12 protein-coding genes and 1 tRNA gene are annotated in these 13,897 nt (G+C 38.2%); 5 read left to right on the top strand and 8 right to left on the bottom strand.

Features of this window, described 5'->3' with window-relative positions; all coding sequences use genetic code 11:
• The first annotated feature begins 127 nt into the window (after nucleotides 1-127).
• The 3 genes from B3I52_RS01565 to B3I52_RS01555 all read left to right on the top strand — a co-directional run bounded on the left by B3I52_RS01565 (nucleotide 128) and on the right by B3I52_RS01555 (nucleotide 3,450).
• Nucleotides 128-1,909 carry an ABC transporter ATP-binding protein gene (locus B3I52_RS01565; protein ID WP_293297840.1) on the top strand — a complete coding sequence of 594 codons (1,782 nt, stop codon included), beginning with the start codon at nucleotides 128-130 and terminating at the stop codon, nucleotides 1,907-1,909.
• Between the two features lie 104 nt (nucleotides 1,910-2,013).
• Nucleotides 2,014-2,337 carry a DUF3276 family protein gene (locus B3I52_RS01560; protein WP_293297837.1) on the top strand — a complete coding sequence of 108 codons (324 nt, stop codon included), beginning with the start codon at nucleotides 2,014-2,016 and terminating at the stop codon, nucleotides 2,335-2,337.
• Between the two features lie 198 nt (nucleotides 2,338-2,535).
• Nucleotides 2,536-3,450, top strand: coding sequence for a serine hydrolase (locus tag B3I52_RS01555; RefSeq protein WP_293297834.1), 915 nt, complete (start codon nucleotides 2,536-2,538; stop codon nucleotides 3,448-3,450).
• Here the strand turns inward: B3I52_RS01555 and B3I52_RS01550 are convergent.
• Nucleotides 3,447-3,926: a DUF5362 family protein gene (locus B3I52_RS01550; RefSeq protein WP_293297832.1), complete on the bottom strand. Its 480-nt coding sequence runs from the start codon at nucleotides 3,924-3,926 to the stop codon at nucleotides 3,447-3,449. The genes B3I52_RS01555 and B3I52_RS01550 overlap by 4 nt on opposite strands.
• Nucleotides 3,927-4,153: 227 nt before the next feature.
• Between B3I52_RS01550 and ychF the strand changes: the two genes are divergently transcribed.
• A complete protein-coding gene (gene ychF, locus B3I52_RS01545) occupies nucleotides 4,154-5,248 on the top strand; it encodes a redox-regulated ATPase YchF (RefSeq protein WP_293297829.1) in 1,095 nt (364 codons plus the stop codon).
• A 205-nt stretch (nucleotides 5,249-5,453) separates the two neighbouring features.
• On the opposite strand, the gene B3I52_RS01540 is transcribed toward ychF, so the two are convergent.
• Together B3I52_RS01540 and mgtE are read right to left on the bottom strand one after the other, a co-directional pair.
• Nucleotides 5,454-6,017 carry a DUF4256 domain-containing protein gene (locus tag B3I52_RS01540; protein ID WP_293297828.1) on the bottom strand — a complete coding sequence of 188 codons (564 nt, stop codon included), beginning with the start codon at nucleotides 6,015-6,017 and terminating at the stop codon, nucleotides 5,454-5,456.
• A 200-nt stretch (nucleotides 6,018-6,217) separates the two neighbouring features.
• Nucleotides 6,218-7,591 carry a magnesium transporter gene (gene mgtE, locus B3I52_RS01535; RefSeq protein ID WP_293297825.1) on the bottom strand — a complete coding sequence of 458 codons (1,374 nt, stop codon included), beginning with the start codon at nucleotides 7,589-7,591 and terminating at the stop codon, nucleotides 6,218-6,220.
• Nucleotides 7,592-7,769: 178 nt separating this feature from the next.
• On the opposite strand from mgtE, the gene B3I52_RS01530 reads away from it, so the two are divergent.
• A tRNA-Arg gene (locus tag B3I52_RS01530) sits at nucleotides 7,770-7,841 on the top strand.
• A 43-nt stretch (nucleotides 7,842-7,884) separates the two neighbouring features.
• Here B3I52_RS01530 and B3I52_RS01525 read toward each other — a convergent pair.
• The 5 genes from B3I52_RS01525 to B3I52_RS01505 form a co-directional block, all read right to left on the bottom strand.
• Complete coding sequence (locus tag B3I52_RS01525; protein WP_293297822.1) at nucleotides 7,885-8,079, bottom strand: hypothetical protein; 195 nt, start codon at nucleotides 8,077-8,079, stop codon at nucleotides 7,885-7,887.
• A gap of 84 nt (nucleotides 8,080-8,163) precedes the next feature.
• Nucleotides 8,164-9,510 carry a MutS-related protein gene (locus B3I52_RS01520; RefSeq protein WP_293297819.1) on the bottom strand — a complete coding sequence of 449 codons (1,347 nt, stop codon included), beginning with the start codon at nucleotides 9,508-9,510 and terminating at the stop codon, nucleotides 8,164-8,166.
• 55 nt (nucleotides 9,511-9,565) lie between these two features.
• Complete coding sequence (truA, locus tag B3I52_RS01515) at nucleotides 9,566-10,363, bottom strand: tRNA pseudouridine(38-40) synthase TruA (protein WP_293297817.1); 798 nt, start codon at nucleotides 10,361-10,363, stop codon at nucleotides 9,566-9,568.
• A gap of 8 nt (nucleotides 10,364-10,371) precedes the next feature.
• Nucleotides 10,372-10,833 carry a DinB family protein gene (locus B3I52_RS01510; protein WP_293297815.1) on the bottom strand — a complete coding sequence of 154 codons (462 nt, stop codon included), beginning with the start codon at nucleotides 10,831-10,833 and terminating at the stop codon, nucleotides 10,372-10,374.
• Nucleotides 10,834-11,287: 454 nt separating this feature from the next.
• Complete coding sequence (locus B3I52_RS01505; protein ID WP_293297813.1) at nucleotides 11,288-13,708, bottom strand: S9 family peptidase; 2,421 nt, start codon at nucleotides 13,706-13,708, stop codon at nucleotides 11,288-11,290.
• Between the last annotated feature and the right edge of the window lie 189 nt (nucleotides 13,709-13,897).

Genomic DNA, 13,897 nt, shown 5'->3' with positions numbered 1-13,897 from the left:
AATTGTTGATAGATAAATGGCATAACAATAAATCATTGCCTATCGGTCATCCATTATTAACAAAATAACTGGGCAACTAACCAATTTTCAATGAACTAATGAACCAAAAGCTTAACTTTGCCCTACAATGAGACACTTATTTTTCCTCAATAAATATTTTATAAAGTACAAATGGAGGGTTTTGCCAGGTGTTTTTTTTGTGGTAATTTCTAACATCTTTGGGGTGGTGCCTGCCCAGGTAATGGGACATGCTTTTAACCTCATTACCGATAATATTACTATTTATAGGTTGTACAATGGTTTTGATAGACAGGCAATTGTTTACGATATTTTTGGGTATAGCTTATTGTTTTTTGGTGCATTAATTCTTCTTTTATACTTGTTCAGAGGGTTGTTTCTTTTCTTTATGCGCCAAACCATTATTTTGATGTCTAGGCATATAGAGTTCGACATGAAGAATGAAATCTATGCGCATTACCAAAAACTTACCTTGGGGTTTTACCGTCGTAACAACACCGGCGATTTAATGAACCGAGCTACCGAAGATGTAAATAGAGTACGCATGTATGTAGGCCCAGCTATTATGTATGCCATTAATACCACGGTACTTTTTTGTTTGGTCATTTACTTTATGTTTTCGGTAAATACTACCTTGGCCATTTATGCCCTGCTGCCCCTGCCTATTTTGGTGATCGCTATTTACTATGTGAATACTATTATCAATCATAAAAGTGAAAAGATACAAGAGCAACTTTCACGATTGTCGAGTTTTGTGCAAGAGCGCTTTTCTGGGGTGAGGGTAATGAAATCTTATGTAAGGGAAGCTTATGCACAAGAAGTTTTTGCGCAAGAAAGCAATGCTTATAAAAGAAACTCCATGAGCCTAGTTAAGGTGCAGGCTTTTTTTTACCCAACTATGCTGCTTCTAGTAGGCATAAGCACCATTTTAACGATTTATATTGGTGGTAAACAAGTAATAGACGGTGCCATTACGCCAGGCAACATTGCCGAATTTATTGTTTATGTTAACCAACTTACTTTTCCTGTTACCATGTTGGGCTGGGTAACTACGCTTATACAGCGTGCCGCAGCTTCTCAAAAACGGATCAATGAGTTTTTAGAGTTACAACCCGATATTAAAACAGGTAAAGAGGAGATTTCATTAAACGGAAACCTGATTTTTAAAAATGTGAGTTTTACATACCCCGATACGGGCATCGAAGCTTTGAAGAACATAAGTTTCGAAGTGAAACAAGGACATTTTTTAGCGATTATAGGTAAAACAGGTTCGGGTAAATCTACCTTGGCCAACTTAATAATGCGCATGTACGATACCACCCAAGGCGAAATTGAAGTAGATGGTAAGCCTCTTAAAAAGCTTAATTTGCAACAATATCGTTCCCAAATTGGTTTTGTGCCACAAGAGGTTTTCTTGTTTTCTGATACTATAAAAAATAACATTGCCTTTGGTTTAGATACCGTACGTAACCCACAAGTAGAGCAAGCCGCTAAAGATGCCGCAGTTTACGATAACATTATAGGTTTTCAGCAACAATTTGAAACCATGTTGGGCGAAAGGGGCATTACGCTTTCGGGCGGACAAAAACAGCGGGTAGCCATAGCAAGAGCTTTAATAAAAGCTCCTAAAATACTTATTTTCGACGATTGCCTGTCGGCAGTAGATACCAAAACAGAAGAGGAAATTCTTAGAAATTTAGGCCGTTTAATGAAAGGAAATACCAGTGTGCTAATTGCACATCGTATTTCTACCATAAAAAATGCCGACAAAATTTTGGTGCTAGATGAAGGCCGTATTGTAGAAGAGGGTACACATGATGAACTACTGAAGCAAGGCGGAGCCTACACAGAGTTGTATCAAAATCAGTTGCTAGAAGAAGAAAATCTATAAAATATTAAAAAAAAACTGTAACTACTACCGTTTCTATTTGGAAATTTGGAAATTATTGCATTATATTTACCCCAACCAAAACCACACTACACACAATAAAAAAAATGGGAGATTTCGACAACAAAGAGAGAGAAGAGGTTTTTTCTAAGAAAGTAAGAGCAGGTAAGCGCACTTATTTTTTTGATGTAAAAGCAACACGTTCAGGTGATTACTACCTTACGTTAACCGAAAGTAAGAAAAGATTAGAAGACGGTGTTTTTGTAAAACATAAAATTTTCTTGTACAAAGAAGATTTTGAGAAATTTACAGAGGGGCTAACGGAAACAGTTGACTATATTAAATCTCGCCAAGATGTAGTAGAAAAACGTTACGAATATTCTGAGAACACAGATTATGTTGCAAAATCAGATGATGATTTTTCATTCTAAGAATTAAAACCAGGTATATAATCCTTCCCAATTAGGGAGGGATTTTTGTTTAAATAAAGTGCCAAACATAGTAGCCACAGCGCTTGTCCCGATTACGGGATACACAGATTTAGGGCGCTCAATATTTTTGATTAATCTATTTCTATGTATAAATAATTGCATCTGTGTGTATATGGCAAGATAAACTCCCTAAAAATTATGAAAAAATTCTCCTTATTTTTTATCGCCAGCCTTTTCTCCTTAAATGCTTTTTCTCAGGCCGAGCGAGTAGATGCAAAACTTAATAAAATGATTGCCGAATTGGCCAAAGACTTTAAAGGCGAGGTAGGTATTTATGTAAAGTCTTTAAAAACAGGTAAAATAGCAGTGCTTAATGCCGACACTATATTTCCAACGGCAAGTATGATTAAAGTACCCATTACTTGCGGGATTTTTGATAAGATAGAAAAAGGAGAGCTGGCTTATAAAACCCAATTAACCTATAAAGACAGCTTGCTATATGCCGGCGAAGATATTTTGGGATCGTTTAAGGATGGAGAAAAGATATGGTTAGCCAAAGTGCTGATGTTGATGATTACCACAAGCGACAATACCGCAAGTTTATGGAGCCAAAGTTTAGCCGGAACCGGAACTGCCATTAACTTATTACTAGAAAAATATGGCCTGCAACACACTAAGGTGAATTCTAGGACTGCAGGGAGGCGAGAAGATTGGAAAAGGTATGGCTGGGGGCAAACCACACCTCGCGAAATGGCCACCTTGCTCACTTTAATTAGAAAGGGCAAAATGATTAGCGAAGCGGCTTCTGAAAGGATATACCGGAATTTAATCCGTATTTATTTTGATAATGATGCCTTAGCCGAAATACCTCCCTATGTACAGGTGGCTTCTAAATCTGGTGCAGTAGATGCCTCCAGATCTGAAGTGTTTTTAGTAAATGCACCACACGGAGATTATGTAGCCTGTATCATTACCAAAAACCAAAAAGATACTTCTTGGAAATACGATAACGAGGGGGCAACACTCATTAGAAACCTCAGTAAAATGCTATGGAACTATTTTGAGCCCAACAGTAAGTGGCAGCCGGCTAAAGGCATGGAGAAATATCATTAACGGCCTGCTATGCCACCTATTATTGCAAATAGAAAGATAAGAGCATATAAAATAATAAATACAATTGCTAGTATGCCGTAAAACTTAAAAAACGATTTTAGCTTGCGAATACCTGTTTCTAAACTAAGCTGGTCGGCATATAATACCCCCTGTTTAGCTTTAACCGCATAACTAAAAAGCATTAAGCTAGGGTAAAGAAATAGTAAGGCATAAAGAAAAAATACAAAGGTAAATACGCCTCCACCTAGGCCACTGTACATTTCCATACCTGACATTTGCGAAATAGTAGTAAACATGGCACCCATGCCAAGGGCCATAATTGCCATTAAGCCCGAAAAGACAAAGCCCAGTATGCCAAGAAATTTAGCCCAGCCAGCCATGTCATAGAGATAGCTGCGCATATCTTCCGTTACGATTAATTGAGGCGCATTTTCTTGCTCTCCAGTTGTTGTAGTTTGTTCGAAGTTATTTTCCATAATTTTATTTGATTCTACTAAGCTAAATAAATTGTTACATTACTACAAATAAGAATACCGTGCCTTTATTTGATACATTGGGAATAAAACATAGCCATTTTGGCACTAACTGATATAGCAGGCACTAAAATCGTAAATCTATTTGTTATCTTTGCGCCTTGAAAAACTTGATGGATAAGCTTTTGTTCGATCCACTACAATCATAAATTTAAAATCAAAGAATTAAAATGGCATTACAATGTGGTATAGTAGGTTTACCAAATGTTGGGAAATCGACTTTATTTAACTGTTTATCAAACGCAAAAGCGCAGTCGGCTAACTTTCCTTTTTGTACAATAGAACCCAATGTGGGCGTAATTACTGTTCCAGACGAGCGCTTAAACAAACTATCGGAGTTGGTGAAACCACAGCGTGTAGTGCCTAATACCATAGAAATTGTAGATATTGCAGGCTTGGTAAAGGGAGCATCGAAAGGTGAGGGCTTAGGCAATCAATTTTTAGGCAATATTAGAGCTACCAATGCCATTATTCACGTTTTGCGTTGTTTCGACGATGGCAACATTATCCATGTTGATGGTTCTGTAGATCCAATTCGTGATAAAGAAATTATTGATACCGAATTGCAACTGAAAGATTTGGATACGGTAAGTAAGCGCATCCAAAAGATAGAAAAACAAGCGAAGAATGATAAAGATGCCAAAAAAGAGTTTGATATTCTTTCTGTGGTAAAAAATCATTTAGAAACGGGTAATTCTGTTCGTTCTGCAAATTTAACGGAAGATGATTTTGAATTCATCGGCGGCTTAGGTTTATTAACCCAAAAGCCTGTAATGTACGTTTGCAATGTAGATGAGGCTTCGGTAATAACCGGAAATGCTTATGTAGAGCAGGTTAAGGCTGCAGTAGCTAGCGAGAATGCAGAGGTGTTAATTATTTCGGCAAAAATTGAATCTGAAATTGCAGAGTTAGAGGATTACGAAGAGCGTCAAATATTCTTGCAAGATTTAGGTTTAGATGAGTCTGGTGTGGCGAAATTGATCAGAGCAGCTTATCGCTTGTTAGATTTATATACTTATTTTACGGCTGGTGTACAAGAGGTAAGGGCTTGGACCATTACCAAAGGGTTTACAGCGCCACAGGCTGCTGGCGTAATCCACACAGATTTTGAAAAAGGTTTTATACGTGCCGAAGTAATTAAGTACAACGATTTTGTAACCCTAGGTTCTGAAAATGCTTGTAAAGAAGCAGGTAAATTAGGCGTGGAAGGTAAGGCTTACGTGGTAGAAGACGGCGATATTATGCACTTTAGGTTTAATGTTTAACCCCTAAATCCCCTAAAGGGGACTTGTAAAGAGCAAAAGCCTCTTAGATTTTTATAATCTAAGAGGCTTTTTTTATAAGGTTTAGTTTTATCAACTTTTTGGGTAAACTGCATAGAAAGTTGACAAAGTTTTATCTCGTCTTGCCGCCATTTCTACGTTAGGAGAAATCTTTTAAAAAGTGATGGTTTATAAATGCAAATGCTTTTTAAACCCTTAAAGAGCCTCTAAAACCTCTAGCGCCGTAATAAGACTCGGCACCGTTATGGTAAACAAATACACGGCCAAAGCGGCAATCGCCAAAGATGGCACCACCAAGTTTTCTAACTTGGGGAGGGGTGGCCAGCCAACTTGAAGTTTTTGTATCGAAGGTGCCTAGTTTTTGCAGTTCGTGGTATTGTTCTTCGGTTAAAAGTGCTATTCCCATTTCTGCAGCCATGCCTATGGCACTATGCTTTGGTTTATGTTCTTTCCTTGAATCTAGCGCTTCTTGATCGTAGCAAATACTTCTTCGTCCTTTTGGGCTTTCTGCGGCACAATCGTAAAAGATAAATTCGTTTGTAGCTTTATCATAGCCAACAACATCTGGTTCGCCACCGGTAACTTCCATTTCGTTTAAAATCCAAAGCTTTTTAGGAGAGGTTTCTAGTTTCGCTTGTACTTTTGCCCACGCTAAACCTTCGTGGTGGTTCATATTTTTCTCAAAACGCTTCTTTAAAATGCTAATTAGCTCTTGTTGCTGTGCTGTAGAAAGTTGGTTTTGGTTGCTCATACTTGTTATTGTTTAGCTAAAGTTCTCAATTTGTTCTTTTTATTGCAAGTAAATTTAACGTTGGGTTTAAAACTGAAGCGATGTGTACAAGCCTTTGTGTGATAAACCCGATTGAATGGTTATATCCCGATTTTTCATCGGGAATAGAAGTGAAAGCGGGGTTACTGTATCCGAAATGTGGTTGACCTTGCTTTTCTAAATTAGAGCAATACGCCTCTTAAAAACAAGAATGCAAAAGAAAAATAGATGATTAAACCGGTTACATCTACCAAGGTAGCTACAAAGGGGGTAGAGGATGCGGCAGGGTCGGCACCTAGTTTTTTGAGCAGTAATGGCAGCATAGAGCCCATTAGGGTGCCCCAAAGTACTACGCCAACTAGCGAGCAGCCTACTACTAAGCCAATGCGTATGTAGTGTTCGTTAAAACCTGGCATGATAATTTGCCAAGCGGCTATTACACAAAAACTGAGCAAGCATAGGGTGGTGCCCAGAAAAATTCCGGAGAAAATTTCGCGGCGCATGACATTCCACCAGTCTTTAATGGTAACCTCGCCGAGCGCCATGGCCTGGATAATTAGGGTGGCTGCCTGCGAACCGCTGTTGCCGCCGCTAGAGATAATTAATGGAATAAAGGTGGCTAAAATTACTACTTTGGCAATTTGGTCTTCGAAACCAGACATGGCGGCAATGGTGAGCAGCTCGCCAAAGAAAAGTACGATTAACCAAACTACACGTTTTTTGTAGAGTTGAAATACGGGTACGTCGAGATATGGCTCGTCGAGGGCTTGTGTACCCCCCATTTTGTGCATGTCTTCGGTATATTCTTCGTGGGCTATCCACAAAATATCATCTACGGTTACAATGCCTAAAAGTACTTTCTGATCGTCGGTTACAGGTAGGGCCACACGGTTATTCATTTTAAAAACGTTGATGGCTTCTTCTTGGGGATCGTTCACATTTAACGAGATGAGGCGGTTGTCTGTGAGTTCACCAATTTTTGCTTCTGGGTCTGAGAGGAGTATTTCGCGAATACGAATATCGTCTAGTAATACGCCGTCTTTATCTATTACATAAACTACGTCAATGGTTTCCGAGTTTTTGCCGTACCTACGAATGTGTGAGAGTACTCTTTGTACTGTCCAGTCGGTTTTTACTGCAATGAAATCTGGTGTCATTAAGCGGCCCACACTATCTTCTTGGTAGCCTAAGAGGTTTAGGGCTTCTTTACGGTCGTGGTCTGGTAAGAGTACCAATAGCTTTTTTACGGCTTCTCCTTGTAACTCACTAAATAGGGCGGTTCTATCATCGGGCGGTAATTGCCTAATAATTTCGGTGAGCTTGTTGGCCTGTAGTTTTTTAATGATCCGCTCTTGAGTAGGGAAATCGAGGATACGAAAAACGTTTACCGCTCTTTTGATGGAAAGCGTTTCGATAAATTTAACTGCATATTGGGGAAGTTCATCTATTAGTTCTTCAACATCCGAAATGTTTAGTTCGTTTAAATAGGCTTTTAATTGCCTATCGTTTTCGCTTTCTAATAAATGTAATACTTCTTCTACTTGCAGTTCTTCCATAAGCGGTGGACTAGGTGTGTTTTTACTCTATGGGCGTGTAAAGTTGCGTTTTTATTTTTGAAAATGCTGTATTTATCGATAATTAAGGCTAATTATTTTAGATTGTTGGTTTTTAAAATAGAATGTGTGGCAAGAACTATTGAACAAACAAACTGATTAGCTATATTTGCCAAAATTTGCTCCCGTAGTTCAATGGATAGAATTATGGTTTCCGGTACCATCGATATGAGTTCGAATCTCGTCGGGAGCACGAAAGATAAAGCCTCAGTAGTTTAGCTGCTGAGGCTTTATCTTTATTTATCCTTTGGTGCTTTCTTTACCGAATGCACGGGCTGTTCGCTCTGTTCGCGTTGTTTTGCTGGCTCAGGGTTCTTAACTGGCTTTATGTTGCCTGCCTCAATGTCTTCTTTAACCGAATTTACTGGTTTGTTAACATGGGGTTGGTTTTTCTCTGGCTTGCCACCTTTTGTATTTCCTGTGATGTTCATCTTTTTTAGGTTTTAATGTTTGATGAATAACAAATAGGAGATGGATAATGTTCTTAGGTTTGAAGGAATGTTTATTGAACCTGGTTATTTTATGGATGCCTTTTCAGCGTCATAAAGTAGTGAAGGGATATTTTCGTTATATATAAAAAACATTCCAATTCCGTCTTTAGTTACGCCCTTTTTAATTTGGTAGGTGAAAACTGGTTTGTCTTCTACCATAAGATGCTCCATGTGCATCAAAGAAATGTTAGATTTTTCAAATCGATCTGCTAATTCGGTAATATGACTTGAAATTATGAATGCCGAGTTTTTAATTCTGGAAAAACCATCAACAACAATTTCGGTTGCTTCAGAAGCATCTTTTGCGTTGGTTCCTTTAAAAAGTTCGTCTAATATGACAAATATTTTCTGCCTTTCGACAAGGGTATTTAATAGGTATTTAACTCTTAGCACCTCACTTAAATAATGGCTTAGCCCGTTTTGCACATTATCGGCAATATTTATTGTGGTTACTAAGCCATTAAAAATGGTAGTACGCATAGATGATGCGGGAACGGGAAATCCAATATGAGCCAGATAAATGGCGATACCGAGCGATTTCAATAATGAAGATTTTCCAGCCATGTTTGAGCCACTTAAAAAAGTTAAATGGTTCTCATGGTTTATAGTGACATCGTTCTTTACCGCAGATGGAATTGCTGGGTGATAAATTCCATCAATATTTACACTCAATTTGTTTGCACCAGGCAAGTATTTTGGCAAAGTGAAATTTTTTTCTGAACACATGCTTGCAATAGTTTGCAGCGCATCAACTCTATGGACACAATCAAGAAGATTATGCAACAAAATAATGTTTTCTCTGGTTCTTATAAGCGAATCTAATTTGCTCAGCTCGTAAAATTTAATTGGTTTTATAGAGAATGCTCTCTTTTTATAAAGAGGTAGTTTCTCGATAATATCTTGCATTTCCTCACCTATGTCCTTTAAATGTATGGGGGCGTGAGGTTGCTGTAGATAATCGCATAATGAATAACAGCTTTTAATTAGGTGTAAAAGATATTTTAAGCCTATTTTAACAACATAATAGTCTTGCGTTTCGTGAAACTTATTTTTGATAAAAATAGCGAGAGCATCAATCAAATTGCCTCTCAGCTTTCTTTTTCCATAATTCAGATAATGCAAAATTAGATCTAATTGCTCATTTGAGATATCCAAATAGAATACATTTTCAGATAGAAAATTGAATGCAGCTGTTCGTTTTTCAAGTACGTCCAAGTCATTTGTCGGACTGCGCATCATTTCTTGAATTTTTTGATTGCCAGCTACGGTTTTACATTTATTGAACAAGCTGTATACAGAAAATTCAGATTTACTACCCTGAAAGATATTTAGATCTTGGTAGGTTTGGATATCAATTTCAAAGCTCATCATCTTTATTTTTTTAAAAATAAGATTTTTAGTTTAAAACAGTTACTTTACTAAACCGCTAAATTTCTATCCAATCGCTTTTTGAGAAGTTGTTAAACTCTGTTCTAGGTTCTAAATTAAGGTAGGGATAGGTTACTTTTGAGAGATATAGCCCTGTTGGTTTGGCAATTTCAAAGGTTTCGGGAATTTCTAGGGTAGATAGGTGATGTTCAAACTGATCTATACTGAGTTCGTTTTTGCCAATCTTCAATAAATTTCCAGTCAATATTCTTATCATTTTGCTTAAAAAACGGTTTGAAGCAATATGAAAACGGAAATGTTGCTCGTCGGCAGAGCAATAAAGCTTTGCTTCCATTACATTACAAATGGTATGTTCGTTTTTGTCTGGTGCAGTACAAAAAGCTCTGTAGTCTTTATATTTTGGCAGTAATGCTACTGCTTTCTTCATCTCTTGGGTATTAAGCTTTGTTACGTTGTAATAAGAGCTCAACTGCCCCAAAAATGGATTTTTATAGGTATGTAGGTAATAGTCGTATTTGCGTTGTACGGCATCAAATCGGGCGTGTTGTTTGCCATCCATAGGGATGATATCGAACACAGCAATGTTGTGGGGCAAAATTCTATTTAAGATAAAGAACAGGTCGAAATCTATCTCTTGTGCAATATCTACATGAAAAAAATACTGGTTGGCGTGTACGCTGGTATCTGTACGGCCACAGCCTACAATGCCTATTGGAACTTTGAAGATAGCACTCAACTTGCTTTCTATAACTTCTTGTACGCTATGTGCCTTAGGGTGCCGTTGCCAACCATTGTAGGTATGGCCATTATACCCAATATGAAAAAAATATCGCATCAAATAAACTAAACAAATTTCTTGATCATTAGGCTACAACCGTAGTGTAAACCATCGTGCGATACCAGGAACTTAATGGCATCTTCAACTTTCTCTAATCGGTCGCCTTTGTAAGTGCTTACGCTATAGGGTGTATAATTAACGAATTTGTCTGTAGCTAGATCTTCTTCTAATTGCACTATGTTAGTTAACAAATAAGCTTTCATTTGGGCAATTTCTTCGGCCGAGATGAAACTTTCTGGTTTAGAGCCATTTTTGTATTTGTCTATCAAAGTGGGATCTATGACGAAAGCATTGTTGGATAGCTTATAGCATAGAATTTGCTGGCTAACCACCATGTGCCCTATTTGCCACGCTAGGTTGTTGTTAAAACCTGTGGGTATTTTGTTCATTTGCTCAGTGCTCAAATCTTCAACCAAGCTTAATAAGGCCTTGCGGCTTGCAGTAATTACTTCGATTGTTTTTTTCATGACACAACAAAGATACTTTCTTTAGGATAGAAATAAGTTAATTATTGTGATCTAGTTAAAGGTTAAAATCCTGTAATTTATTACAGTTGCTTTAGTTTCTATAAATGTTTTACACTGCTTCCGTCATATCGATGAGGCACGAAGAGAAATCTATGGTAGAGATGTCGTTATTTCCATATTCTGCTCGTGCAAATGACTTGGAAGTAACTACTGTTAAGACTTTCAACCTGTGCTAAAACTATAGATTTCTAATCCATAAGGGTTTATTTGGTATTTATCCTCCTAAGTTTGATTGGCAGCGATAGCTCCCGATTTGACTGGGACTTAAGCAGAAAGCAAGGCTAGCGGAACAAAAGAGGCAATGGGCTTGATGTTCTAACAAAAAAAACGTCCGATGAATAATTAAATCCACCGGACGTTTGAATAGTTGGGCGATTAGGCCTGTTATTACAACTTACTTTGTGGCTGGTTTCGCATTTTTCACATAGGTGTCTAGCCATTTATTGGTTTCCCAAATCATGTGTAAAATGTTTTCTTTAGCTCTGTAACCGTGGCCTTCGTAAGGCAGGTAAACAAAACGAGTAGTGCCTCCATGTCCTTTAATTGCATTGAATAAACGTTCGCTATTGATAGGGAATGTACCTTGGTTCTCGTCCATTTCGCCATGAATTAACAGGATAGGGGTTTTAATTTTATTGGCATAGCTGAAAGGGCTCATTTCGTAATACAACTGAGGGGCCTGCCAGTAAGTACGGTCTTCGTTTTGGAAACCAAATGGTGTTAAGGTTCTGTTGTAGGCACCACTTCGAGAAATACCTGCTTTAAACAAATCGGTGTGTGCCAATAAATTGGAAGTCATAAAGGCACCATAACTATGGCCGCCTACCGCCATACGGTTTCTATCGCCCACGCCCATTTCACTTAATTTATCGATGGCGGCATTGGCATTTAATTTTAGTTGTTCAACAAACGAATCGTTAGGACGTTTGCCTGCTGCGGCAACAATTGGCATTTCGGCGTTGTCTAACACTGCATAGCCTTGCGTAACGTAAAAAATTGGCCCGCCAGAGCTAATGGTAATGAATTTGTTTTCAGATCCTCTCACTTGTGCGGCATCACTGGCCGAGTTAAATTCGCGTGGGTAAGCCCAAATTAAGGTAGGCAATGGCCCGTCTTTGTCTTTGTTATAGCCTTTTGGAAGGTATAAATCGCCTGTTAAATCTACACCATCGGCACGTTTATAGCTGATTTTTTGTTTAGTAACGCCTTCTAAAGCAGTATATGGATTAGTGAAATTGGTAATTTGCCTGTCTGCAATACGAAGCATTAAGTTTTTAACGAAATAATTCGGAACTTCGGTTTTGCTTTCTCTACGGGTTAATAAAACCAGTTTTTGCGGGTCTAGTACATCGGTTACCATCTCGAAAGTACCTTCTTGGCAACGCCATAATATTTCCGATTTTTTAGTGTTTAAATCAAATTTAGCGATGAATGGTAAATCACCTTTTGGCGAAGCGCCCATGGTATTGTTTAACAAGAGTTTAGTGCCGTTATCGGTAGTTAAGATCACTTGTCGGCCAAATTTGTTTTTCGTTGTTATTGGCGAGCCCGGATTATTGTAGGCATCGGTAGTGTTTAACTCATAAAGTGTTTCTAAAGCACCGGTAGAGGGGTTAAAACGGCTAGTTTTACTGCTTTGTTTAGTTCTCGATATTTCTCTTACTAAAGCAAGGTTAGCATTTCCCCAACTTGTACCGGCATAACGGTTTTTGGTTTTGAAAAGCTCTTTGCTGGCACCTGTAAATGGCGCTTTTAGCTCATAAACAGCATCATGAAAGGGTACGTTTTTCTTAATTAAACCACTGTCTAAGGGTTGTGCCCAAACTACGCTTGCCGCTTCGTCGTCCCTCCAGTCGAAACCACGAGGAACGTTTTGTACGTTGTCGTAGCCAGAAGGACGAACTTCGGTTGAAGGTAACTCTGCCAGTACTTTAATGGTTTTTCCTGTTCTATTGATGATTTTTACCGTAGAAGGGAAGCCATAGGCAGACACTAAATAAGAGAACGGTTTTTGAATGGTACGCACCATTAAGTAGTTTTTATCTGGCGATAGGTTTACCGTGCTATAGATGGCGGGGCTACCTATTGCAGTTTCTATACCGCCTTTATTTTGTACCAACTGTGAGGTTGCAAAAAACTCAAACAATTGTTCGTCGTAAGGCGATTTGATTAAATCTTGAATGGTAGCACTTGGAGCAACTTTGCCCAAGTTTTCTTGTACCGTAGGGCCTTTTGGTGCCAAAGGACGTTTTGGTGCTGCTGTTGCTGGTTTGGTAGCTGTTTGGTAAATTAAGGTGTTGTCATCTACCCATATTACACTAGCACCTAAAATGGCATTTAAAGGTTGTTTGTTAATTTTTGTAGCTTTAGCGGTAGCTACATCAATAATGTATAAATCAATTCTGTTTTGCGATGTTTGTGTGAACGCGATTTTGGTTTCGCTAGGGCTCCAACGAACATTGCCTGCATATAAAGTAGCAGGTAAGCCAGTAACGGGGTTGGTTTTGCCGGTCTTAATGTTTTTTAAGCTAAAGCTGTTAATGTAAGTTTGTCGGCTAGGGGAGTAATTGTTAGGATTAATGCGCATGCCTGCAATTTTGTACTCTGGCATGGCCAATTCTTCAATAGAAGGATAGGGATTGCGATCGCTAAATAAAATCCATTCTGCTTTGCTATCGATACTAACGCCCGGGGTTGGCTTGGCCAATAACAAATCGGACATTATTTTTGGAGGAGTTTGATAGGTAACAGCATCTTGTGCTAAAACACTACCTCCTAAACCTGCAAAAAGTAGGTTAAGTATAACTTTTTTCATTTTCAATATGTATGTTTAATTGATAGGATAAACTTACGCATTGTTAATGATTTAAGGCTTTTGTATCAAAAATTTTTGATTAGGGATTGTTCGCTATTTCTTTAACTTTTATACTACTGTTAACGTGAATTGAAAGGTTTTCATAAATATTAGTTCAAAAAAAAATGGGGCTGTCTCAAAAGTAGGCAG

This window comes from Pedobacter sp. UBA4863 (assembly GCF_002399615.1).
In the GTDB taxonomy this organism is placed as follows: domain Bacteria; phylum Bacteroidota; class Bacteroidia; order Sphingobacteriales; family Sphingobacteriaceae; genus Pedobacter.
Note: the sequence above shows the minus strand (reverse complement) of the source record. Positions and strands in the feature narration are given on the sequence as shown.